The following is a 22,501-nucleotide window of genomic DNA, read 5'->3' as shown; positions in this document are numbered from 1 at the left end:
CCTGAGAACGGAGACACCCATGAAGACGCGTCGCCTCGGAACCCTCGACGTCTCGGCCATCGGCCTCGGCTGCATGAGCATGACGGCCATCTACGGCCAGCCGGACGAAACCGAGGCGATCGCCACGCTGCATCGCGCGGCGGAGCTGGGGGTCACGCTGATCGACACCTCCGACGCCTATGGCTTCGGCAAGAACGAGGAGCTGGTCGGGCGGGCCCTGAAGGGGCGCCGCGAGCGCTACGTGCTGGCCACCAAATTCGGCAATGTCCGGCATCCCGACGGGCGCCAGGAGGTCAACGGCAAGCCGGACTACGTGATGGCGGCCTGCGAGGCCAGCCTGAAACGGCTGGGGACGGACGTGATCGACCTCTACTACATCCACCGGGTCGATGCGGGGACGCCGATCGAGGACACGGTGGGAGCCATGGCGAGGCTCGTCGAGCAGGGCAAGGTCCGGGCGCTCGGCATTTCGGAGGCGGCGCCGCAGACCTTGCGGCGGGCGCATGCGACCCACCCGATGGCGGCGCTCCAGACGGAGTATTCGCTGTGGACGCGCGACGCCGAGCAGGAGTTGCTGGCGACCTGCGAGGAGCTCGGCGTCGGCTATGTCGCCTATAGCCCGCTCGGCCGCGGCTTCCTGACCGGGACGGTGCCCAGCCTCGACGCCCTCGGGCCCAACGACCGGCGGCGCGACATGCCGCGCTTCCAGGGGGAGAACCTGGAGCACAACTGGCGCATGGTGGAGAGGCTGAAGCAGCTGGCCGAAGGGGAAGGGTGCACCGCCGCGCAGCTGGCGATCGCCTGGCTGCTCAGCCGCAAGCCCTTCGTGGTCCCGCTGCCCGGCGCCAAGCAGCGCCGATGGCTGGAGGAGAACGCCGCCGCCGTCGCGCTGGCGCCGAAGCCGGAGACGCTGGCCGCCCTGGACGCGGCGTTTCCGCCCGCCGCCGCCAAGGGAACGCGCTATCCCGAGGCGCAGATGAAGCGGCTGGGCCTGTAGAACGCGCCCGAAACGATCGGGCGTCATACGAGACATGCGGTTTTGCGTATACCGCACTGCAACAATTTGGGAGTAGAGACCCTCTCGGCCGGCTGGCGCGGATCAGCCTCAACCGGCCCGGAGAGGTTTCGCCATGACCACGCTCGCCCTGCACGACCGCGCCGCTTCGCCCCGTTCGGGCGTGACCCGGCGCCTGTGGGCGGCGCTGGTCCAGCGCCGGGCTCGCCGCCCGGCCAAGGCGATGCCCCATGACGGCGCCGATCCGCTCCCCGGATTGACGCTCGCCACCGGCGGCCTGCTGGAGACGGCGCTGCTTCTGCGCAACTGAGGCGCCGGCCCGCCGGAACGGTCCGGCTTGCGCCTCTTTCGCGTCAGGCGAACAGGATGCCCTGGTCGATCCAGCTGCTGGTGAGCGCCCGGTGCTCCGGGGACTCCGAGAATCCGAGCAGGACGTCGGCGCGCGACGTTCCGTGGTCCAGCGCGCTGGTCCAGTAGGAGACGCCCGCCGAATCGCCGGGGCGGTCCACCACGTTCTGGTAGATCTGCTGCACGAATTGCTGGTTGCTGAGGCTGCCATAGGTCGCGCTGAACTCGCTCGACGCCACGAAGCCGGCCGCGACGGCGTTCAGGGACTGTCCCATGGCCGCATTGTCCCAGAAGGTCAGGCCCGTTGGGTCGGGGCGATGGTTGAAGGCGGCGTCATAGAGACGGGCCACCGACGCCACCACCGGATCCTGCTCCCAATAGCCCGCCTCGATCTGCGCGCGCGACTGCTCGACATGCTCCGGCGATTCGGAGAAGCCGGCCAGGACCTGCCCGCGGGTGGCGGCGCCGCTGTCCAGCTGCTGCGTCCAGTAGGACACGCCGGTCGGGTCGCCGGCGCGGTCGAGGACGTTCTGGTAGATGGCCGACACGAATTGCTGGTTGTCGAGGGCGCCGTATTTCGCCTGGAACTCGGCCGAGCCCGCGAAGGCGGCCGCCACGGAGGACACGCTGGCGCCGGCGTCCAGCTGGGCCGTCCAGTAGGCGAGGCCCGTCGGGTCGGGCGCCCGGTTGAAGGCGGCGTCGTAAGCGCGAAGCACCACGGCCGCCGGGTCGGTCACGTCATAGGCGAGGCGGCCGTCTTGGAATTGGATCGCCTCGATGCTGGACAGCGCGTCGGTCCCCTCCGTTGGCGTCACGACGGTGTGCTCGGTGGCCGAGCCCGAGACGGTCGCCTGGGTGCGGAAGGCGGAGAACACAGCCGTGTCGCGGCCCGCGCCGCCCTGCACCTGGTCGTTCCCGGCGCCGCCGGCCAGCCAGTCGGCGCCGGCGCCGCCCACGATGGTGTCGTTGCCGCCGAGCCCGTCGATGTAGTCGGTCCCGTTGCGGCCCGCGATGACGTCGTCGCCGTTCTGCCCGATATAGAAGACGGTCGCCGCCTCGCGGCCGGGCGTCACGTCCGTGACGGTCTGCGCCGACGCATCGAAGACGATGGTGGCGTCGGGGCTCATCTGGTTCAGGAAATGCGAGCTCTCCAGCCGCGCGATCGCGTCGGCCGACTGGCCGGCCGTGTGGGCGTAGTAGTCGAGCGGATTTTGGCCGTTATAGTTGCCCTGCAGGTACTGGTCCTTGGCGAGGACGAGGTTGTCCATGCTGGAGGGCTGGTCGCGATACTGCTCGATGACCTTGTAGATGGGGTCGTTCTCGAACCCCACATTGAGGATGCCGGCGTTGTTGCTGATCTCCGGCGAGGCGAAGGCCACGAATTTGGCGCTGGCGTAGCGGCCCGCATAGTCCGTAAAGGCCTTGTCGGCGAGCTCGTTGGTGGCGGCCCCGCCGAGGCTGGCGCCGGTTACGTAGATCTGGTCGCTCGGGGCCGCGTTGGTCGCCACGGCGACGAGCAGGGGCTTGAAGTTGTCGAGATAGGTCTGCGCGACCAACTCGGGATATTTGGCGACGTCGGCGGATGAATCCGTGCCCCTGAACGAGATGATCCACGAATTGCCCTGCTTCAGCACGATGGCGCTGGCGCCGTCATTGCTGAAATAGTTCCCATCCCAATAGCGCGCCGGAACGAGGTTCTGCGGTGAGACCACGGACCAGCCGGCGGGGACGGAGCCGTCCGTGAATGCGGCCAGCGAGGCTTGCACCATCAGCTCAACCTCGGGAAGGGTGACGTTGAAACCAGTGAGCAAGGCCATGGTGGTACTCCGCGCGTCAGGACGTCGTCTTGTCGAGGGCCTTCGTAGAAGGTCCGGTCACTGAACGGCGCGTGAGCGAAGCGGTTCCGTCGTCGGCCCGTGGCGGCGACGGGGGTGCTCCCTCGCGCACGGGCCCGACGCGGCGGGCGGACCTGCCGAGCGCCTCAATCTGGCCCTCGGCTGAACGGCCAGCGGTCCGCCATCGTCCTCGGCGCGCGAGGGCGGGCGTCAGTTCGGGGATGGAGCGGATTGCGGGCGATCCCATGCGCCATGCGGGGGGCGTCGGATGCGGGATCCCGGCGCGATCGGTCGCGAGGGCCTGGCTGGCGCCGCCAGAGCGAGCCGGCGCCGCTGTGTCAGGCTCCTGGGCGCGATCAGGTGGCCGGCTTGGCCTTGGCGCGCGACTTCGGCTTGGGCGTCTCGGCCGCGATGGCGGCGACCTGGGCGGCCTCGGCGGCCTCGGCCTCGTCGCGGGCGAGCCGCAGCGCGCGCAGGCGCTTGATCTTGGCGGCGGCGGCCACGTCGGCCTTCTGCTGCTCGCTGATGCGCTGCTCGGCTTCCCGGCTGCGCTGCTCGAGCTTCTCGAAGGATCGCGCCGCCCGCTGCTTGGCGTCAGGGTTGTTCGTGGTCTTCGACGTCATGGGAAGTCCCTCACGGCTCGATGTGTGGCGTGCGGCCCGGCGAAGCTCGCCGGGGCCGTCGTAATGCGTTCGGCGAACGCCTCAGCGCTGGCGCGCCTTGCGGGCGGCGTAGCGGGCGTCGCGCTCCGCCTTCTTCTCGGCGGCTTCGGCCACGGCCCGCTCGGCCTCCTGGGCGATGCGCTCCTTCTCGGCTTCGACCCGGGCCGCGTCCTCGACGATCTTGAGGGCGGCGGCCTCGGCGCGCTGCTTGGCGCGCTCGGCCTCGCGCACGGCGCGGGCCTCAGCCACGAGCCTGCGCTCCTCGCGACGCGCCGCGGCGGCGGGGTCGTCCTGCCCGGCCTTCTCCAGAAACCGCTTCTGGATCGCCTGCTTGGCGGCCGCAGCGCGGCCCATCCGGTCGTTGAATCCGTTTCCCTTGAGGTCTGCCATCGTGCTCCGGCTCGAATAGAGGCCCCGCTGCGCGGCGGCCCAAGATGGATCGCCGCGGCTCGCCTTGCGGGCCTGATGCGGCGCGTCGTGATGTTGTTTCGGCAGCCTTCGCCGCGCACCGTCGCGGCCCGAGCGTCAGCTTGCCTGTCCGTGGCGTTCACCGACCGCGCGACGGCTCTTCTCGCCGTGAAATGCGGGCGGATGGACGTGACTCGGGGACCGATGACCTCGACGGATGCATTCATTTACCACCTACGCCTTGAAAAATAAAGGCTTGCGGCCTTGCGACGCCCCGCCTTGCGGACCGGCCGGGGAACCGCCTAGGCTCCGCCGCACCTCGAACCACCGGGTCCACCATGCTTCTCCTGATTCTCGGCGTCGCGATCTTCCTGGGCGTGCACACGGTCACCACCCTGCGCGGCGCAAGGCGCAGCATGATGGAGGCGATCGGGGAGGGGCCCTACAAGGGGCTCTACAGCCTGGCGTCGCTGATCGGCCTCGCGCTCATCGTCTACGGCTTCAAGTCCTACCGGGACGCGGGCTACATCCAGGTCTGGGATCCGCCGGCGGGGATGCGCCACCTCACCATCCTGCTGATGTGGTTCTCCATCGTGAGCCTCATGTCCGGCTATGCGCCCGGCGCGATCCAGCGGCGGCTCAAGCACCCGATGCTGGTGGCGGTGAAGATCTGGGCCCTCGCCCATCTGCTGGCCAATGGCGATCTCGGGTCGCTGATCCTGTTCGGCTCGTTCCTGGCCTGGGCGGTCTATGACCGCATCGCGGTGAAGCGGCGCGGCGAGGCCGTCTCGCCGGGCGGCGAGATCGCGGCGGCCCACGCCGAGCCGGGCCCCAAGGCGGGCGCGGCGGGCGGGATGCGCAACGACGTCATCACGGTCGTGGCGGGGACGGCCGTCTTCGTGGCGCTCATCTTCCTTCACCCGTATCTGATCGGCGTCCCGGTGCTGTCGCGCTGACGCGCGGCGTCGCGCCAAGACGCGAGGATCGCGGACCGCGCCGGCGGCATGACAAAGCCGCAACGCCGTGGTAATCGGCTGCCGACCCTGTCCCGCCGTCGCGCGGGAGGCCGGGGCGTTGAGCCCCTCGGAAGGACATACGCCGGCCATGGCCGACATTTTTCGCGAGATCGATGAAGACGTTCGCCGCGACAAGGCGATCGAATTCTGGAAGAAGCACAATGGCGCGCTGATCGGCGTCGCCCTGCTGGCCGTGGCCGCCACGGGCGGCTGGCGGGCCTATGAGTACTGGCAGAGCCAACGCGCCGAAGCCGCGGGCGCCCGCTTCGAGGCCGCCATCGAGACGTCCCGGGCCGGGAACGCCGACGAGGCCGAGAAGGAATTCGCCGACATCGCCAAGGACTCGACGGCCGGCTACCAGAAGCTGGCGCGGTTCCGCGAGGCGGCCGAACAGGCCAAGCAGTCCGCGGCCGACGGCGTGAAGACCTACGACGCGCTGGCCGCCGACACGAGCGTGGCCCCGGTGCTGCGCGACCTGGCGCGCCTGCGGGCCGCCATGCTGGTGGTGGACACCGCCCCCGCCGACGAGGTGAAGAGCCGGTTGCAGCCGCTGCTCGCCGCCGGCAATCCGTGGGGGGCGAACGCCCGCGAACTTCTCGGCCTGTCCGCCCTCAAGGCGGGCGACTACGAGGCGGCCGGCAAGGCCTTCGACGAGATCGTCACGGACCGCACCGCGCCTCCGTCCTTGAAGCAGCGCGCCGACCTGCTGCTCGGGATCGTGCGCGCCGGCCCCGTGAAGCCGGCGTCCTAACCGGCGCCGTCGGCCCCGCGCCCTTGCGGTGCGCCGGGGACACATCGACTTTGAGAGACATGACGCCTCGCGGCTCGCGGGGCCGGAGAGGTAGATCATGACCTTCACGGTCGCCATCATCGGCCGGCCGAATGTGGGCAAGTCGACGCTGTTCAACAGGCTCGTCGGCAAGAAGCTCGCGCTCGTCGACGACCAGCCCGGCGTGACCCGCGACCGGCGGGAGGGAGAGGCGCGACTGGGCGACCTCACCTTCACGGCGATCGACACCGCGGGCCTGGAGGAGGCCGACGCCGCCACGCTCGCCGGGCGCATGCGCCAGCAGACCGAAGCCGCGATCGACGACGCGGACGCCATCATCTTCGTGATCGACGCCCGCGCGGGCCTGACCCCGGCCGACCGGCACTTCGCCGACCTGGTGCGCCGGGCGGCCAAGCCGGTCGTGCTGCTGGCCAACAAGGCGGAGAGCCGCGCCAACCATCTGGCGACCTACGAGGCCTTCGGGCTGGGCCTCGGCGATCCGGTGCCGATCTCGGCCGAGCATGGCGAGGGGCTGTCGGACTTCTATGACGCCCTGCGCGCGGCGCTGCCGGAGCACACGGCGCTGCCGGAGGACGACTTCGACGACCTGGACGGGGACAGACCCGACGCCGAGGACGGCGAGGACGTGGTGCGGCCGCTGCGCATCGCCATCGTGGGGCGGCCCAACGCCGGCAAGTCGACGCTCATCAACCGCTTTCTCGGCGAGGACCGGCTGCTGACCGGCCCCGAGGCGGGGATCACGCGCGATTCCATCGGCATCGAGTGGGCATGGCGCGGCCGGCCGGTGAAGCTCTTCGACACAGCGGGGATGCGCAAGCGCGCCAAGGTCGAGGACAAGCTGGAGAAGCTGTCGGTCGCCGACGGGCTGCGCGCCGTGCGCTTCGCCGAGGTGGTTGTGCTGCTGCTCGACGCGACCATCCCGTTCGAGAAGCAGGACATGGCCATCCTCAGCGTGGTCGAGAAGGAAGGCCGCGCGCTGGTCGTGGCCGTCAACAAATGGGACCTGGTGGCGGGCGATTCCGGCCGCTTCAAGAAGCTGGTGGAGGATTCCGAGCGGCTCTTGTCCAATGTGAAGGGCGCCAGGATCGTGCCGGTCTCGGCCCTGACGGGCGACGGGCTGGACAAGCTCATGGAGGCCTGCTTCTCCGCCTCGGAGACCTGGTCCAAGCGGGTGTCGACCTCGCAGCTGAACAAGTGGCTGAGCCGGATCCTGGAGAACCATCCGCCGCCGGCGGTGTCGGGTCGGCGGATCAAGATCCGCTACGCCACGCAGGTGAAGGCCAGGCCGCCGCATTTCGCCCTGTTCGGCAACCAGCTCGACGCGCTGCCGGACAGCTATGTCCGCTATCTGGTCAACAGCCTGCGCGAAACCTTCGATCTGCCCGGCACGCCGATCAGGATGAGCCTGCGGACGCCGGAAAACCCCTACGACAAAAAGTAGGCCGATCATGCGAGCCGCGCGCCTCCTGATGCTGACGCTATCGGCCGCGGCGCTTGCGTCGGCGCCGGCTCAGGCCCAGCAGGTGCGGCGCGCGCCCGTCCAGGTCGACGCCTGCGCGCCGTGCCACGGCGTGGACGGCATCGCCAGGGACGTCGAGGTCCCGCATCTGGCGGGACAGAACGAGGCCTATCTCCTGAACCAGCTGCGCGCGTTCCGGACCGGGGCGCGCAAGCACAAGGAGATGCGCTACATGTCCCGCCACATGACCGAGCAGGACTTCGAGGCGCTGGCCGCCTACTACGCCGCGCTGCCCCGGTCCTGACCGGCCGACCCGGCGCCCACCCGTCGAGAACCCAGAGAGCCCGCCATGACCGAGAAGCCGTCGCCCCAAACCGTCGTCGCCGCAGGGGCTGTGCGTTTCGGCAACGCCCTGCCTCTCGCCCTCATCGCCGGGCCCTGCGCGATGGAGAGCCGCGGCCACGCGCTCGAGATGGCGACGGCGCTGAAGGAGATCGCCGGCAAGCTCGGGCTGCCCTTCGTGTTCAAGACGAGCTTCGACAAGGCCAACCGCACCTCCCTCAGCGGGGAGCGCGGGGTGGGGCTGGAGGCCGCCTTGCGGGCCTTCGCCGACATCAAGGAGCGCCTCGGCGTGCCCGTGCTGACGGACGTCCACGAGGCCGGGCAGTGCGCGCCGGTGGCGGAGGTCGTCGACGTGCTGCAGATCCCGGCCTTCCTGTGCCGCCAGACCGACCTCCTCGTGGCGGCGGCGCAGACCGGCGCGGTCGTCAACGTGAAGAAGGGCCAGTTCCTCGCGCCCTGGGACATGGCCAACGTCGTCGCCAAGGTGACGGGCGCCGGCAACGCCAAGGTCATGGTGACGGAGCGCGGCGTCTCCTTCGGCTACAACACGCTGGTCACCGACATGCGGGCGCTGCCGATCATGGCGCGGACCGGCGCGCCGGTCATCTTCGACGCCACCCACTCCGTGCAGCAGCCGGGCGGCCAGGGGACCTCGTCGGGCGGCCAGCGCGAATTCGTGCCCGTGCTGTCGCGGGCGGCGGTGGCCGTCGGCGTCGCGGGCGTGTTCATCGAGACGCACGAGCAGCCGGACCGGGCCCCCTCGGACGGCCCCAACATGGTCCCGCTTCGCGAGATGCCGGAGCTGCTGGAGACGCTGATGGCGTTCGACCGGCTGGCGAAGCGGGCCTGACGGCCAGGGCAGGCCGCCTTCACCGCCCCCGATAGGGAGGCACGCCCTGGTCGGGGAGCCACAGGCCGGTCGGGGGAGCGTCGGTCTGCCAGAAGACGTCGATCGGCATGCCGCCGCGCGGGTACCAATAGCCGCCGATGCGCAGCCAGACTGGATCGAGCAGCTCCGCCAGGCGCTTGCCTACCCCGACGGTGCAGTCCTCATGGAAGGCGCCGTGGTTGCGGAAGCTGTTGAGGTAGAGCTTGAGCGACTTCGATTCCACCAGCCAGTCGCGCGGCGCGTAGTCGATCACCAGGATGCCGAAATCCGGCTGGCCGGTGACGGGGCAGATCGACGTGAATTCCGGCATGGTGAAGCGGGCGAGATAGAGGGTCCCGGGATGCGGGTTGGGAACCCTGTCGAGCACGGCCTCGTCCGGCGAGGAGGGCAGGGGCGTCGGCTTTCCGAGCTGGGTGGTTTCGAGGGTCATGGGTCACGGTCCGAGAGGGGCGCTCCGCGCCGATGGGGCGCGGCTTAGCGCTTTTCCCGCGACGGGTCGAGGCGCAGGCCGCCGCTTCGTCTTGCGTCCGGGCCAGCTTGGCTTAAAAGCCGCCGGGAAGCCCGCGCCGCCGAGCCCCGCGGCCGACCTCAGGAGGATTTTATGACCGCCATCGTCGACGTCATCGCCCGCGAGATCCTGGACAGCCGCGGCAATCCGACCGTCGAGGTCGACGTGGTGCTCGAAGACGGGTCCATGGGCCGCGCCGCCGTGCCGTCCGGCGCCTCCACGGGCGCGCATGAGGCGGTCGAGCTGCGCGACGGGGACAAGGCCCGCTACATGGGCAAGGGCGTGCTGAAGGCGGTCGACAGCGTCAACCGCGAGATCTTCGACGCGATCGGCGGCATGGACGCCGAGGACCAGGTCAAGATCGACGAGACCATGATCGGCCTCGACGGCACGCCGAACAAGAGCCGCCTCGGCGCCAACGCCATCCTGGGCGTGTCGCTCGCGGTCGCCAAGGCCGCCGCCGACGCCAGCGCTTTGCCGCTCTACCGCTATGTGGGCGGAACCTCCGCGCGCGTGCTGCCCGTGCCGATGATGAACATCGTCAATGGCGGCGCCCATGCCGACAACCCCATCGACTTCCAGGAATTCATGGTGATGCCCGTCGGCGCCCCGTCGCTGGCCGAGGCGGTCCGCATGGGCGCGGAAGTGTTCCACACGCTCAAGGGCGCGCTGAAGAAGGCCGGCCACAACACCAATGTGGGCGACGAAGGCGGCTTCGCGCCCAACCTGCCGTCGGCGGAGGCGGCGCTCGACTTCGTCATGGAGTCGATCGGCAAGGCCGGCTTCAAGGCCGGCCAGGACATGATGATCGCGCTGGACTGCGCCGCCACGGAGTTCTTCAAGGACGGCGCCTATCATTACGAGGGCGAGGGCAAGGTGCGCTCGATCCAGGAGCAGGCGGAGTATCTCGCCAAGCTCGCCAGCCAGTACCCGATCGCCTCGATCGAGGACGGCATGTCGGAGGACGACTGGGAGGGGTGGAAGATCCTGACGGACCTCGCCGGCGGCTCGTGCCAGCTCGTCGGCGACGACCTGTTCGTCACCAATGTGACGCGGCTGTCGGACGGCATCCGCAAGGGCGTGGGCAACTCCATCCTGGTCAAGGTCAACCAGATCGGCTCGCTCACCGAAACGCTCGCGGCCGTCGAGATGGCCCAGCGCGCCGGCTACACGGCGGTGATGTCGCACCGCTCCGGCGAAACCGAGGACGCCACCATCGCCGACCTGGCGGTGGCGACGAATTGCGGGCAGATCAAGACCGGTTCGCTGGCGCGGTCCGACCGGCTGGCCAAGTACAATCAGCTCATCCGGATCGAGGAGGAGCTCGGCGCGCAGGCCCGGTACGCCGGGCGCGACGCGCTGAAGGCGCTCAGGGCGTAAGCTTACCATCAGTCAATTTTAATCGGCGCGTCTTAGGCTCTCCTCCCGGTTGGAAGAGGAGCGCGATGGCTGTGGTCAGGGCTTTGGAGGAACGCGGCGGCGTCGGGACCGGGATCGGGTCCGCCGCGCCAGCCGTCATCCTCGTCCTGGCCTTGGCGCTCAGGATCCTGGCGGCGACCGCGCCCGATCCGACCTTCTATCCCGACGAGGTCTTTCAGGTCCTCGAACAGGCGCACAGGCTCGCCTTCAACTACGGCTTCACGCCGTGGGAGTTCGAGTGGGGCGCCCGCAACTGGGCCCTCCCGGGCGCCGTGGGCGGTCTGCTCTGGGCGCTCGACGCGGTGGGGCTTGGCCGCCCCGAGGCGTATCAGCCCATCGTCACGGGAGCGGCGATCCTGATGTCGCTCACCCTGGTGGCGTCCGTTCGCCGACTGGCCTCGGCGCTCGCCGGCGCCGAGGCGGGGTTGATCGCCGCTCTCGCGGTGGCGCTCTCGCCGGCGTGCGTGTACGCGGCTCAAAAGATCACGCCGGAAGTCTGGGGCGGTTACGCGCTGGTGGGGGCGCTCGCGCTCAGCCTGGAGTCGTCGCGACGCGAGGCCATCCTGGCAGGCGTGCTGGCTGGCGTGGCGGTCGGCCTTCGCGTCCATTACGCGCCGGCCCTGATCGCGCCGTTCTGGATGGTCCTGCGCGGTCCCGGCGGCTGGCGCGCAGCCCTCGCGCCGACGCTCGCCGGCGCCGTGACCGTGGCGGCCTTCGGCGCGCTCGACTGGTTGACGTGGGGAGCGCCCTTCGCATCCTCCGTCAATCTCGTCTGGTACAACCTGGGACTGGGAGTGGCGGACTTCTTCGGACGCCAGGGTCCGAGCGTCTACGTCATCGCTCTGGGCGTGAGCGGGCCGCTCGCCGTCGTGGCCGCGCTGCAGTGGCGGAGCGCCTGGCCGCCGCTGGCCTGCGCCGCGCTCGTGGTCGGCGTGCATCTTGGCATCGGACACAAGGAGCCGCGCTTCATCTTCGCGGCGCATCCGCTCATCGCCGCCGCCTTTGCGGTCGCGGCCGTGCGGATGGCCAGCGTGACGCGGGTCATGCTGGCCGGGATGGTCGCCGCCTCGATCGCCGTCCTGGCGTGGGACGCCGCATCGCCGGAGGCGGGGCAGCGGGGGCAGCGCTATCGGGACGCCAACGCCGCCTTCCGGATCGCGCGGCTGGACTCGGATTTCAAGGCTCTGGCGCTGGCGTGGACCGGCGTCTACAACACGCCCGCCTATTACGGGCTGCACCTCGATGCGCCTCTCCTGGATTTCCCGCTGATCGGCGTGCAACCGGCGATTCCGGCGGGCGTGACGCATGTCCTGGCGGACCGCGACTTTCCCGCCCTGCTGGACTTCGTTCCGGTGCGCGACTTCCCCACGGCGCAGCTGAGAAAGCGGATCGTCATCTCGCCTGACGCTCCGACGCCCGAGGCGACCCGCCGCCTGCCGCTGCGGTTCGACCCGCAGCGCGGGCTCGTCAACCTGCGCCGGACACCGGAGCAGCCAGCGGATCCGGGACGTTAACCGCCTCGAAACCAAGTTCGCCGACCATCGGCTCATGGTCGTCCGTTATCGCCTCCGCGCCTTCCTGATTCCGCTCGCGCTCTATGTGACGTCGGGTCTGGTCGTCTCCTATTTCGTCTACCATGCGCAGCATGGAAACCGCGGCATCGAGACCAAGATGGCTCTGAAGGCGCAGATCCGCGCGCTCGAGGGCGAGTTGGGCGAATTGCAGGACGAGCACGCCAGTTGGGACCGGCGCGTGGCCATGCTGCGGCCGGCGAGCATCGACCGTGATCTGCTCGACGAGCGCTCCCGCGCCATGCTGAATCGGCTGCACAAGAACGACGTGGTGGTCATGACCGGAGCGGTCGCCGCGTCCGTTCCATGACGCAGTGCAGCATCGATGTATGCCCGTTTTTTCATGCGTGAACTGAAATTCAGTTCATCGTGCAAAAGCAAGCTAGAACAATGGTTTGGCTTGTCTACAAGCATTCGCCTAGGGGTTGCGGGCCCTCTCGCAAAGACGTTCGTCATCGGCTAATGTCGCCTTGTTGATTGGCCCCCTCGACGGGGCGACAAGGAGGAGCCCATGGCGGTCGCCGCCCGCAAGAGCACGACTCTGCCGAAACTCGGCGCGTCGAAGACCCAGGCCGCCGGCAAGACCGGTCGTGGAAAGCCCCAGGATGGCCCCGAACTGACCCGCGAGCAGGAGCTCACGGCCTATCGCGAGATGCTGCTGATCCGCCGTTTCGAGGAGAAGGCCGGCCAAATGTACGGCATGGGCCTCATCGGCGGCTTCTGCCACCTCTATATCGGCCAGGAAGCCGTCGTGGTCGGCATGCAGATGGCCACGAAGCAGGGCGACCAGGTCATTACGGGCTATCGCGACCACGGCCATATGCTGGCCTGCGGCATGGAGGCCAAGAGCGTGATGGCCGAGCTGACCGGCCGCCGCGGCGGCCTCAGCAAGGGCAAGGGCGGCTCGATGCACATGTTCAGCGTCGAGAAGCACTTCTATGGGGGGCACGGCATCGTCGGCGCGCAGGTCTCGCTGGGCACGGGCCTGGCCTTCGCCAACCGGTACCGGCAGAACGACAACGTCTCGCTGACCTATTTCGGCGACGGCGCGGCCAACCAGGGCCAGGTCTATGAGAGCTTCAACATGGCGGAGCTGTGGAAGCTGCCCGTCGTCTACGTGATCGAGAACAACCGCTACGCCATGGGCACCTCCGTCTCGCGCGCCTCCGCGCAGACCGATTTCTCCAAGCGCGGCATCTCGTTCAACATCCCCGGCGAGCAGGTCGACGGCATGGACGTGCGGGCCGTCTACGCCGCCGCGCAGCGCTCCATCCAGTGGTGCCGGGACGGCAAGGGTCCCTACATCCTGGAAATGCAGACCTATCGCTATCGCGGCCACTCGATGTCCGACCCGGCCAAGTACCGGTCCAAGGACGAAGTGCAGAAGATGCGCGAGGAGCGCGATCCCATCGAGCAGGTGCGCAAGCGGCTCCTCGACCAGTGGAAGGTCTCCGAGGACGAGCTGAAGGCGATCGACGGCAAGGTCCGCGAGATCGTCAACGAGGCCGCCGAGTTCGCCACCAACGACCCCGAGCCGGACGTCGCCGAGCTCTGGACCGACATCCTCAAGTAATCCCGCCGTCGCGCGAGGCGCCGCCCCGGGGCGGCGCTGCGCCAGCGCTCGACCACCACTTTCACGGGGATCGCCCGACCATGCCGATCGACATCCTGATGCCGGCTCTGTCTCCCACCATGGAGAAGGGCAACCTCGCCAAGTGGCTCAAAAACGAGGGCGACCCGGTCAAGTCCGGCGACATCATCGCCGAGATCGAGACCGACAAGGCCACCATGGAGGTCGAGGCGGTGGACGAGGGCGTCCTGGCCAAGATCCTGGTGCCGGCCGGCACGGCCGATGTCCCCGTGAACGAGAAGATCGCGATCCTGGCCGCGGACGGCGAGGACGTGGCGGCCGCGGCCGCTGGCGGGGGCTCCTCCGCCGGGACAGCGCAGGCCAATGCGGCGGGCGCGAACGCCGCCGTCGACGCCGCGGCGGCGCAGACGCCTGCTCCGCCCAAGGAGGAGCGCGCCCCCGAGGCGAGCGCGCCTGCGACCGTTCCGGCTGCGCCGGCCTCGCCGACGCAGGGCGCCTATGACGCGTCCGGCGAGATCCCGGCCGGGACCGAGATGGTCTCCACCACCATGCGCGAGGCGCTCCGCGACGCCATGGCGGAGGAGATGCGCCGGGACGAGAAGGTCTTCGTCATGGGCGAGGAGGTCGCCGAGTACCAGGGCGCCTACAAGATCACCCAGGGCCTCCTGCAGGAGTTCTCGGCCCGGCGCGTCATCGACACGCCGATCACCGAACACGGCTTCACGGGCGTGGCCGTCGGCGCGGCGCTGACCGGCCTGCGGCCGGTGCTGGAGTTCATGACCTTCAACTTCGCCATGCAGGCGATCGACCAGATCATCAACTCCGCCGCCAAGACGCTCTACATGTCGGGCGGCCAGATGGGCTGCCCCATCGTGTTCCGCGGCCCCAACGGCGCGGCGGCGCGCGTCGCCGCCCAGCACAGCCAGGATTACACGGCCTGGTACAGCCAGGTGCCGGGCCTGAAGGTGATCGCGCCCTCCAACGCGGCCGACGCCAAGGGCCTGCTCAAGGCCGCCATCCGGGACAACAACCCGGTCGTGTTCCTGGAAAACGAGATCCTTTACGGCCAGTCTTCGCCCGTGCCGAAGATGGACGACTACGTGATCCCGATCGGCAAGGCGCGGATCGCCCGGCCAGGCAAGGACGTCACCATCGTGTCCTTCTCGATCGGCATGACCTACGCCCTCAAGGCGGCCGAGGAACTGGCCAAGAAGCACATCTACGCGGAGGTGATCGACCTGCGCACCATCCGTCCCATGGACATCGACACGGTTCTGGCCTCGGTGATGAAGACCGGGCGCTGCGTCACCGTCGAAGAGGGCTGGCCCCAGTCGGGCGTCGGGGCCGAGATCTCGGCGCAGATCATGGAGAAGGCGTTCGACTACCTGGACGCTCCCGTCAAGCGCATCACCGGCAAGGACGTGCCGATGCCCTACGCGGCCAATCTCGAGAAGCTCGCGCTTCCCACGGTGGCCGAGGTCATCGAGGCCTGCCGCGCCGTGACCTATCGCTGAGCGGAGAGAGCCATGCCCGTCAATGTGCTGATGCCGGCCCTCTCTCCCACGATGGAGAAGGGCAATCTCGCCAAGTGGCTGAAGAAGGAAGGCGACGCGATCAAGTCCGGCGACGTGATCGCCGAGATCGAGACCGACAAGGCCACCATGGAGGTGGAGGCGGTCGACGAGGGGATCCTGGCCAAGATCGTGGTGCCGGAAGGCACCGCCGACGTTCCGGTCAATGAGCTGATCGCGCTGATCGCCGGGGAGGGCGAGGACCCGAAGGCCGTGGCCTCGGGCGGGGGCGGCGCGCCTGCCTCGGCGCCGGGCGCCAAGTCTCCCCAGAACGCGGCCGACATGGTGACCGCGGCGGCCCCGCCGGCCGCCGCCGAAGCCGCGTCCGCCCCGCAGGCTACCGCCGCCGCGGCCGCCCCGGAGGCGCGCTCGGCCGCGTCCTTCGACGCCGGCGCACCCGCCCCGGCGGGGACGGCTCCCGCACCGGCGCCGCAGCCCGACGCCGGGGGCGCGCGCATCTTCGCCTCGCCCCTCGCCAAGCGGATCGCCAAGGACGCCGGCCTCGAACTCGGCCGGATCCAGGGCTCGGGGCCGCATGGCCGCATCGTGGAGCGCGACGTTCGCTCGGCGATCGCGGGCGGGACCGGGAAGGCGGCTCCCGCCGCTGCGGCCGCCCAGCCCGCGGCGGCTCCCGTCGCCGCGCCGGCGCCCGCCAAGGCTCCTGCGCCCGCCGGCGCCTCGGACGAGGCGATCAAGAAGCTGTTCCAGCCCGGCAGCTACGAGGAGATCCCGCATGACGGCATGCGCAAGACCATCGCGCGCCGCCTGACGGAGGCCCGCCAGACCGTCCCGCAATTCTACCTGACGATGGATTGCGAGATCGACGCGCTGCTGAAGCTGCGAGAGCAGGTGAACGGCTCGGCGCCGAAGGACAAGGAGGGCAAGCCCGCCTGGAAGGTGTCGGTCAACGACATGGTCATCAAGGCGCTCGCCATGGCGCTGATGCGCGTGCCGGACGCCAACGTGACCTGGACCGAAGGCGCGATGCTCAAGCACAAGCACGCCGATGTCGGCGTGGCGGTGGCGCTCCCGGGCAACGGGCTGATCACGCCCATCATCCGCAGCGCCGACGAGAAGACCCTGTCGGCCATCGCCAACGCCATGAAGGACTTCGCCGCGCGCGCCAAGGCCCGCAAGCTGAAGCCCGAGGAGTACCAGGGCGGCACCACGGCGGTGTCCAATCTGGGCATGTTCGGCATCAAGGACTTCACGGCGGTGATCAACCCGCCGCACTCCACCATCCTGGCGGTGGGCGCGGGCGAGCAGCGCGCCGTAGTGCGCAAGGGCGAGCTGGCGGTCGCGACCGTGATGAGCATCACGCTGTCCTGCGATCACCGCGCCGTGGACGGCGCTCTTGGCGCCCAGCTCATCGCGGCGCTGAAGGATTTGATCGAGAACCCGATGGCGATGCTGGTGTGAGGCGACGTTGAGCGCCGGTCTCAGCCGGCGTGACGCGTTCCCCTACCCCTTGTGGGGAGGGGTTAGGGGTGGGGGTCTCGCAGAGGCGAATCCAGATGGCGACAGGGAAGCCGACATACCCAAGCCGCAACGAACGTCAACGCGCCTGTGCGACACGGTTACGGCGCGAGATGACGGTTCCTGAACGTCTCCTGTGGCGCGTCGTACGGAATCACATCCCCCTTCGTTCCACGCACTTCCGCCGTCAGGTCGCCTTGGGACCCTACATCGCTGATTTTTGCTGTCTTGCCGCTCGCCTCGTCGTCGAAGTTGATGGTGAGCAGCATGGCTGGGAGACGGAGTCCCGCAAGGACGCCGCGCGCGACGCTTTTCTGCATCGCCAGGGTTTTCGCGTCCTGCGCTTCTCGAATCACGACGTTCGTCGGTCGATGCCGGGCGTGCTGGACACGATTTGGGCGGCCCTGAACGAACCTCAATCTCTGGGGCTGGGCGCGACCCCCACCCCTAGCCCCTCCCCACAAGGGGGAGGGGAACACGCTGGAGCCTAACGACATGGCCGACACCTACGACGTGATCATCATCGGCGGCGGGCCGGGCGGCTATGTGGCGGCCATCAGGGCTGCGCAGCTCGGGTTCAAGACCGCCGTGGTGGAGCGCGAGCATCTGGGCGGCATCTGCCTGAACTGGGGGTGCATTCCCACCAAGGCGCTGCTGCGGTCGGCCGAGATCTACCACTACATGCAGCATCCGGGGGCCTATGGCCTCACCATCGAGGGCAAGCCCGGCTTCGATCTCGCCGGCGTGGTGAAGCGCTCGCGCGGGATCTCGGCGCAGCTCAACCAGGGCGTCGGCTTCCTGCTGAAGAAGAACAAGGTCGACGTGATTTGGGGCGAGGCCAAGCTCGGCAAGGGCGAGGTCGTGGTCGGCCCGTCCACCAAGCCGGTCGTGCAGCCGCAGAACCCCGTGCCCAAGGGCACGCTCGGCCACGGGACCTACAAGGCCAAGCACATCATCGTGGCGACCGGCGCGCGCCCGCGCGCGCTGCCCGGCATCGAGCCGGACGGCAAGCTGATCTGGACCTATTTCGAGGCCATGAACCCGGCGACTTTCCCCAAGTCGCTGATCGTGATGGGTTCGGGCGCCATCGGCATCGAGTTCGCCTCCTTCTACCGCACCATGGGGGCCGAGGTGACGGTCGTCGAGGTGCTGCCGCAGGTGCTGCCCGTCGAGGACGCCGAGATCGCCGCGCTGGCGCGCAAGCGCTTCGAGAAGCAGGGCATCAAGATCCTCACCGGCGCCAAGGTGACCAAGGTCGAGAAGGGCGCCGACAGCGTCACGGCCACGGTCCAGGACGAGAAGGGCGGGTCGCAGGCGATCACGGCGGAGCGCCTCATCTCGGCCGTCGGCGTGGTCTGCAACACCGAGGGGCTCGGGCTGGAGGCGCTCGGCGTCAAGCTCGACCGCGGCAGCATCGTGACGGACGGCATGGGCCGCACCAACGTGCCCGGCGTCTACGCCATCGGCGACGTGGCCGGCCCACCGATGCTGGCCCACAAGGCCGAGCACGAGGGCGTCATCTGCGTGGAGACCATCAAGGGCCTGCACACGCACGCGATGGACAAACTGCAGATCCCGGGCTGCACCTATTGCAACCCGCAGATCGCCAGCGTCGGCCTCACCGAGGCCAAGGCCAAGGAACAGGGCTTTTCCGTCAAGGTCGGCCGGTTCCCGTTCATCGGCAACGGCAAGGCCATCGCGCTGGGCGAGCCGGACGGGCTGGTGAAGACCATCTTCGACGCCAAGACCGGCAAGCTGCTGGGCGCCCACATGGTGGGGGCGGAAGTCACCGAGCTGATCCAGGGCTTCGTGGTGGCGATGGGCCTGGAGACCACCGAAGAAGACCTGATGCATACCGTCTTCCCGCATCCCACGCTGTCGGAGACGATGCACGAGAGCGTCCTGGACGCGTATGGGCGCGTCATCCACGTGTGAGCGGAGCAGCGCGATGGACAGCACCACCTATTCGGCCCTGGGCAACCCCAACATGGGCTTCTTCACCATGCTGCTGGTCGGCGTGCTCGCCGGCTGGATCGCGGAGAAGATCACCGAGTCGAGGCATGGGCTCTTCACGAACCTGCTGGTCGGCATCGCCGGCAGCTTCGTCGGCGGCAAGATCGCCGAATTGCTGAACGTGCCCGTGTTCGGCTTCTTCCGCACGCTGGTAGCGGCGGTGATCGGCGCGGTGCTGGTGTTGTGGATCTGGCGCAAAGTCCGGGGCCAGCCGCAAGGGTACTGAACGGTCTCCCGTCATCCCCGGCGCTTCGCGCCGCCAGGGATGACGGTTGCAGCGACAGCCCGTCACCCGCCCTATGCGACCATGGCGCCAGGCCGCCCAATCTTGCCGCGCCTTTGAAAAGTGACTACCTCCCTAGCCAGCGCGGCCAGACCGCGAGGAGCTTGCAGAATGGCCGTTCTCCTGGACCTGTTGAACAAGGACGCCCGTCCCCGCCATCCGGAGAAGGTCCATCGCCCGGACCAGCCGGTGCAGCGCAAGCCCGACTGGATCCGCGTGAAGGCTCCGGGCTCGCCGAAATGGGCCGAGACGAACGCCATCGTGCGCGAGCACAAGCTCGTCACCGTGTGCGAGGAGGCCGGCTGCCCCAATATCGGCGAGTGCTGGGAGAAGAAGCACGCCACCTTCATGATCATGGGCGACACCTGCACGCGGGCCTGCGCCTTTTGCAACGTGAAGACCGGCATGCCGGGCGCGCTCGACGCCGAGGAGCCGGCCAAGATCGCCGACGCCGTCGCCAAGCTCGGCCTGCAGCATGTCGTCATCACCTCGGTCGACCGCGACGACCTCGCGGATGGCGGCGCCGAGCATTTCGCGCAGGTCATCCGCGCCATCCGGGCCCGCAGCCCTCTGACCACGATCGAGGTGCTGACGCCGGACTTTCTGCGCAAGGAGGGCGCGCTGGAGGTCGTGGTCGCGGCCCGGCCGGACGTCTTCAATCATAATCTGGAGACGGTGCCGTCGAAATATCTGACGGTGCGTCCCGGCGCCCGCTACTTCCACTCCATCCGCCTGCTGCAGCGGGTGAAGGAGCTCGACCGCACGATCTTCACCAAGTCCGGCATCATGGTCGGGCTCGGCGAGGAGCGGAACGAGGTGCTGCAATTGATGGACGACCTGCGCTCGGCCGAGGTCGATTTCCTCACCATCGGCCAGTACCTGCAGCCGACGCGCAAGCATCACCCCGTGATGCGGTTCGTCACCCCCGACGAGTTCAAGAGCTTCGAGACGATCGCGGCCAGCAAGGGGTTCCTGCTGGTCTCGGCCTCGCCCCTGACGCGCTCGTCGCATCACGCGGGCGAGGACTTCGCCAGGCTCAAGGCGGCCCGGGTCGCGCGGCTCGGGGCCTGACCCCGCGATGCCGTCCTTCAGGACCACGCGCCGGGTGCGCCACACGCCGGCGAACATGTTCGAACTGGTCGCGGACGTCGAGAAGTACCCGCTTTTCCTGCCGCTCTGCGAGGACCTGAAGGTGCGCCGCAAGGCGCAGAGCGGGGAGGGGGTGGAGGTGCTCGTGGCCGACATGACGGTCGGCTACAAGGCGATCCACGAGACCTTCACGAGCCGCGTCACGCTGGACCGTCCGCGGCTGAAGATCCTGGTCGAGTATATCGACGGCCCGTTCCGCATGCTGGAGAACCGCTGGTCGTTCCAGGCCGCCCCCGACGGCTGCGTCGTGGAGTTCTACATCACCTACGAGTTCCGCAGCCGCACGCTGGGCCTGCTCATGGGGGCGATGTTCGAGCGCGCGTTCCGGAAGTTCGCGGAGGCGTTCGAGGAGCGCGCCGACATCGTTTATGGACCGGCGCAGCGCTTTGCCGCCGGGCCGCAGGCCTGACGCGGCCGCTTAGCGGCCGGCGTCCTCCAGGAGATCGAGCGCGTCGCGCAGGGCCGCCTCGCGCACGCCGGCCCGGCCGAGATCGCCGTAGCGCTTCTCCAAGGCGACCGTCGCCCCGCCCCGGCGCGCGGCGGCGAAGTGCACGAGGCCGACCGGCTTGGCGTCCGTGCCGCCGCCGGGCCCGGCCACGCCGGTGATCGCCACCGCCACGTCCGCGCGCGAATGAGCAAGGCCGCCTTGCGCCATGGCGCGCGCGACGGGCTCGCTGACCGCGCCGTGGCGGGCGATCAGCTCCGCCGGGACGCCGACGAGCTCCGTCTTGGCCTCGTTGGAATAGGTGACGAAGCCGCGCTCCACCACGTCGGAGGAGCCCGGGACGGCGGTGAGGGCGCCCGCCACGAGGCCGCCGGTGCAGGACTCCACCGTCGCGAGCTTCAGCCCGCGCGTGCGCAGATGGGCGAGAACGGCCGCGGCGCGGTTCTCGATGTCGTGCGGGATCATGCGTCCTCCGTCGGGTCGGCCTCTTCGGGCAGCAGGACGGTGGCGACCGCCTGGGCGGCGACGCCCTCGCGGCGGCCGGTGAAGCCGAGGCGCTCGGACGTGGTCGCCTTGACGGCGACGCGCCCGACCGGCAGGCCGCAAATGGCTGCGATGCTCTGGCGCATGGCGTCGCGATGGGGGCCGATGCGCGGCGCCTCGCACACCACGGTGGCGTCGACATGGACCAGCCTGCCGCCGCGCGCCCGCACGCGCTCCACCGCGAAGGCGAGGAAACGGTCGGACGAGGCGCCCTTCCATTGCGGGTCGGAGGGCGGGAAATGATCGCCGATGTCGCCGTCCGCGATGGCGCCCAGCACCGCGTCCGTGATGGCGTGCAGCACGACGTCGGCGTCGGAATGGCCGCTCAGCGCGAACTCATGCGGGATGGCGACGCCGCCCAGGATCACCGCGTGGCCGGGCTCGAAGGCGTGAACGTCGTAGCCCAGCCCGACGCGGGTCTCGCCGCGGTTCCGCGGGGCGGGCGCCAGCCGGCGCTCCGCCGCCTCGAAGTCCTCCGGACGGGTGATCTTGACGTTCTCCGGCGCGCCCTCGACGACATGCACCACCATGCCGGCCCATTCGGCGACCGCCGCGTCGTCCGTGAGGTCTTCGCGGCCGGCCGCGAAGGCGAGGCGGTGCGCATCCAGGAGCGGGGCGAAGCCGAAGCCCTGCGGGGTCTGCACGGCGCTGAGTTCGGCCCGGACCGGGGTGTCCAGCACGCGGCCGTCGGCGGCGACGCGCTTGACGGTGTCGACCAGCGCCGTGCCGGGCACGGCGGCGCCGGTCGCCTCCGTCTGGGCGAGGATGCGGGCCACGAGGTCCGGGGGGACGAAGGGCCGGGCGGCGTCATGGATGAGGACGTAGGATGGCGGCTCCGGCGCCCGGGCCAGCGCCTCCATGCCGTTGCGGACCGAGGCCTGGCGGGTCGGTCCGCCGGCGACTGGCTCCAGCAGCCGCCCGGCCCATCCCGGTTCAAGCTCCGTCACGGCCTGCTCATACGCTGTCCGGTCGTCCTCGCCGATGACGCAGAGGATGTCGGCTTGCGGGCAGGCCGCCGCCATCGCGGCGATGCTGCGGGCGAGCAGGCTAACGCCCGCGACGGGGCGGAACTGCTTGGGCTGGCCGGCCCCGGCGCGTTCTCCCCGCCCGGCGGCCACGATGATGACGGCGAGTGAGGCGCGGCTGGACATCAGCCTCGAATGACGCG

The 22,501-nt window shown here is 69.5% G+C and carries 24 protein-coding genes; 18 read left to right on the top strand and 6 right to left on the bottom strand.

What is annotated here, in order from left to right; genetic code table 11:
* Nucleotides 1–19 precede the first annotated feature (19 nt).
* Nucleotides 20–997: an aldo/keto reductase gene (locus tag ABEG18_RS11380; protein ID WP_406858169.1), complete on the top strand. Its 978-nt coding sequence runs from the start codon at nt 20–22 to the stop codon at nt 995–997.
* Nucleotides 998–1,130: 133 nt separating this feature from the next.
* On the top strand, nt 1,131–1,325 hold the full coding sequence (locus ABEG18_RS11375) for a hypothetical protein (protein WP_406858168.1): 195 nt from the start codon (nt 1,131–1,133) through the stop codon (nt 1,323–1,325).
* Between the two features lie 43 nt (nt 1,326–1,368).
* On the opposite strand, the gene ABEG18_RS11370 is transcribed toward ABEG18_RS11375, so the two are convergent.
* From ABEG18_RS11370 to ABEG18_RS11360, 3 genes are all read right to left on the bottom strand, one after another.
* The gene (locus ABEG18_RS11370) at nt 1,369–3,180 is read right to left on the bottom strand and encodes a DUF4214 domain-containing protein (protein ID WP_406858167.1); all 1,812 of its coding nucleotides are present in this window, start codon (nt 3,178–3,180) and stop codon (nt 1,369–1,371) included.
* Between the two features lie 374 nt (nt 3,181–3,554).
* Complete coding sequence (locus ABEG18_RS11365; RefSeq protein WP_406858166.1) at nt 3,555–3,821, bottom strand: hypothetical protein; 267 nt, start codon at nt 3,819–3,821, stop codon at nt 3,555–3,557.
* Nucleotides 3,822–3,902: 81 nt separating this feature from the next.
* Nucleotides 3,903–4,250, bottom strand: a complete 348-nt coding sequence (locus ABEG18_RS11360; RefSeq protein ID WP_406858165.1) for a DUF6481 family protein — start codon at nt 4,248–4,250, stop codon at nt 3,903–3,905.
* A gap of 356 nt (nt 4,251–4,606) precedes the next feature.
* Here ABEG18_RS11360 and ABEG18_RS11355 point away from each other — a divergent pair, with 356 nt between their 5' ends.
* From ABEG18_RS11355 to kdsA, 5 genes are all read left to right on the top strand, one after another.
* Nucleotides 4,607–5,224 carry an NnrU family protein gene (locus ABEG18_RS11355; protein WP_406858164.1) on the top strand — a complete coding sequence of 206 codons (618 nt, stop codon included), beginning with the start codon at nt 4,607–4,609 and terminating at the stop codon, nt 5,222–5,224.
* A gap of 148 nt (nt 5,225–5,372) precedes the next feature.
* On the top strand, nt 5,373–6,035 hold the full coding sequence (locus ABEG18_RS11350; RefSeq protein WP_406858163.1) for a tetratricopeptide repeat protein: 663 nt from the start codon (nt 5,373–5,375) through the stop codon (nt 6,033–6,035).
* A gap of 97 nt (nt 6,036–6,132) precedes the next feature.
* On the top strand, nt 6,133–7,515 hold the full coding sequence (gene der, locus ABEG18_RS11345; protein WP_406858162.1) for a ribosome biogenesis GTPase Der: 1,383 nt from the start codon (nt 6,133–6,135) through the stop codon (nt 7,513–7,515).
* 7 nt (nt 7,516–7,522) lie between these two features.
* Nucleotides 7,523–7,837, top strand: coding sequence for a c-type cytochrome (locus ABEG18_RS11340; RefSeq protein WP_406858161.1), 315 nt, complete (start codon nt 7,523–7,525; stop codon nt 7,835–7,837).
* 45 nt (nt 7,838–7,882) lie between these two features.
* Complete coding sequence (gene kdsA, locus ABEG18_RS11335; protein WP_406858160.1) at nt 7,883–8,725, top strand: 3-deoxy-8-phosphooctulonate synthase; 843 nt, start codon at nt 7,883–7,885, stop codon at nt 8,723–8,725.
* 19 nt (nt 8,726–8,744) lie between these two features.
* On the opposite strand, the gene queF is transcribed toward kdsA, so the two are convergent.
* Nucleotides 8,745–9,194: a preQ(1) synthase gene (gene queF / locus ABEG18_RS11330; protein ID WP_406858159.1), complete on the bottom strand. Its 450-nt coding sequence runs from the start codon at nt 9,192–9,194 to the stop codon at nt 8,745–8,747.
* Nucleotides 9,195–9,365: 171 nt separating this feature from the next.
* On the opposite strand from queF, the gene eno reads away from it, so the two are divergent.
* The 11 genes from eno (at nt 9,366) to ABEG18_RS11275 (ending at nt 20,754) form a co-directional block, all read left to right on the top strand.
* Nucleotides 9,366–10,652 (top strand): phosphopyruvate hydratase, encoded by a 1,287-nt coding sequence (gene eno, locus ABEG18_RS11325; RefSeq protein ID WP_406858158.1) that lies wholly within the window; start codon nt 9,366–9,368, stop codon nt 10,650–10,652.
* A 65-nt stretch (nt 10,653–10,717) separates the two neighbouring features.
* Nucleotides 10,718–12,205, top strand: coding sequence for a hypothetical protein (locus ABEG18_RS11320; protein ID WP_406858157.1), 1,488 nt, complete (start codon nt 10,718–10,720; stop codon nt 12,203–12,205).
* A 34-nt stretch (nt 12,206–12,239) separates the two neighbouring features.
* A complete protein-coding gene (locus tag ABEG18_RS11315) occupies nt 12,240–12,572 on the top strand; it encodes a septum formation initiator family protein (protein ID WP_406858156.1) in 333 nt (110 codons plus the stop codon).
* A gap of 201 nt (nt 12,573–12,773) precedes the next feature.
* Entirely contained in the window at nt 12,774–13,835 is a 1,062-nt protein-coding gene (pdhA, locus tag ABEG18_RS11310) for a pyruvate dehydrogenase (acetyl-transferring) E1 component subunit alpha (RefSeq protein WP_406858155.1), read from the top strand.
* An 80-nt stretch (nt 13,836–13,915) separates the two neighbouring features.
* On the top strand, nt 13,916–15,367 hold the full coding sequence (locus ABEG18_RS11305) for a pyruvate dehydrogenase complex E1 component subunit beta (RefSeq protein ID WP_406858154.1): 1,452 nt from the start codon (nt 13,916–13,918) through the stop codon (nt 15,365–15,367).
* A gap of 12 nt (nt 15,368–15,379) precedes the next feature.
* Nucleotides 15,380–16,843 carry a pyruvate dehydrogenase complex dihydrolipoamide acetyltransferase gene (locus tag ABEG18_RS11300; RefSeq protein ID WP_406858153.1) on the top strand — a complete coding sequence of 488 codons (1,464 nt, stop codon included), beginning with the start codon at nt 15,380–15,382 and terminating at the stop codon, nt 16,841–16,843.
* A 95-nt stretch (nt 16,844–16,938) separates the two neighbouring features.
* Nucleotides 16,939–17,391, top strand: a complete 453-nt coding sequence (locus tag ABEG18_RS11295; RefSeq protein WP_406858152.1) for an endonuclease domain-containing protein — start codon at nt 16,939–16,941, stop codon at nt 17,389–17,391.
* Nucleotides 17,392–17,395: 4 nt separating this feature from the next.
* Nucleotides 17,396–18,835: a dihydrolipoyl dehydrogenase gene (gene lpdA, locus ABEG18_RS11290; RefSeq protein ID WP_406858151.1), complete on the top strand. Its 1,440-nt coding sequence runs from the start codon at nt 17,396–17,398 to the stop codon at nt 18,833–18,835.
* Nucleotides 18,836–18,848: 13 nt separating this feature from the next.
* Complete coding sequence (locus tag ABEG18_RS11285) at nt 18,849–19,139, top strand: GlsB/YeaQ/YmgE family stress response membrane protein (protein ID WP_406858150.1); 291 nt, start codon at nt 18,849–18,851, stop codon at nt 19,137–19,139.
* A gap of 168 nt (nt 19,140–19,307) precedes the next feature.
* The gene (gene lipA, locus ABEG18_RS11280) at nt 19,308–20,267 is read left to right on the top strand and encodes a lipoyl synthase (protein ID WP_406858149.1); all 960 of its coding nucleotides are present in this window, start codon (nt 19,308–19,310) and stop codon (nt 20,265–20,267) included.
* A gap of 7 nt (nt 20,268–20,274) precedes the next feature.
* Entirely contained in the window at nt 20,275–20,754 is a 480-nt protein-coding gene (locus ABEG18_RS11275) for a type II toxin-antitoxin system RatA family toxin (protein ID WP_406858148.1), read from the top strand.
* Between the two features lie 9 nt (nt 20,755–20,763).
* Here the strand turns inward: ABEG18_RS11275 and ABEG18_RS11270 are convergent, their stop codons facing one another.
* Nucleotides 20,764–21,255 carry a CinA family protein gene (locus ABEG18_RS11270; protein WP_406858147.1) on the bottom strand — a complete coding sequence of 164 codons (492 nt, stop codon included), beginning with the start codon at nt 21,253–21,255 and terminating at the stop codon, nt 20,764–20,766.
* The gene (locus ABEG18_RS11265; RefSeq protein ID WP_406858146.1) at nt 21,252–22,484 is read right to left on the bottom strand and encodes a bifunctional 2-C-methyl-D-erythritol 4-phosphate cytidylyltransferase/2-C-methyl-D-erythritol 2,4-cyclodiphosphate synthase; all 1,233 of its coding nucleotides are present in this window, start codon (nt 22,482–22,484) and stop codon (nt 21,252–21,254) included. The genes ABEG18_RS11270 and ABEG18_RS11265 overlap by 4 nt, the downstream gene beginning before the upstream one ends.
* Nucleotides 22,485–22,501: the final 17 nt, after the last annotated feature.

The sequence above is a fragment of the Alsobacter sp. KACC 23698 genome, assembly GCF_045348435.1.
Classification (GTDB): domain Bacteria; phylum Pseudomonadota; class Alphaproteobacteria; order Rhizobiales; family Beijerinckiaceae; genus Alsobacter.
The sequence above is the reverse complement of the archived record's forward strand: the minus strand, read 5'-3'. Positions and strand labels throughout refer to the sequence as shown.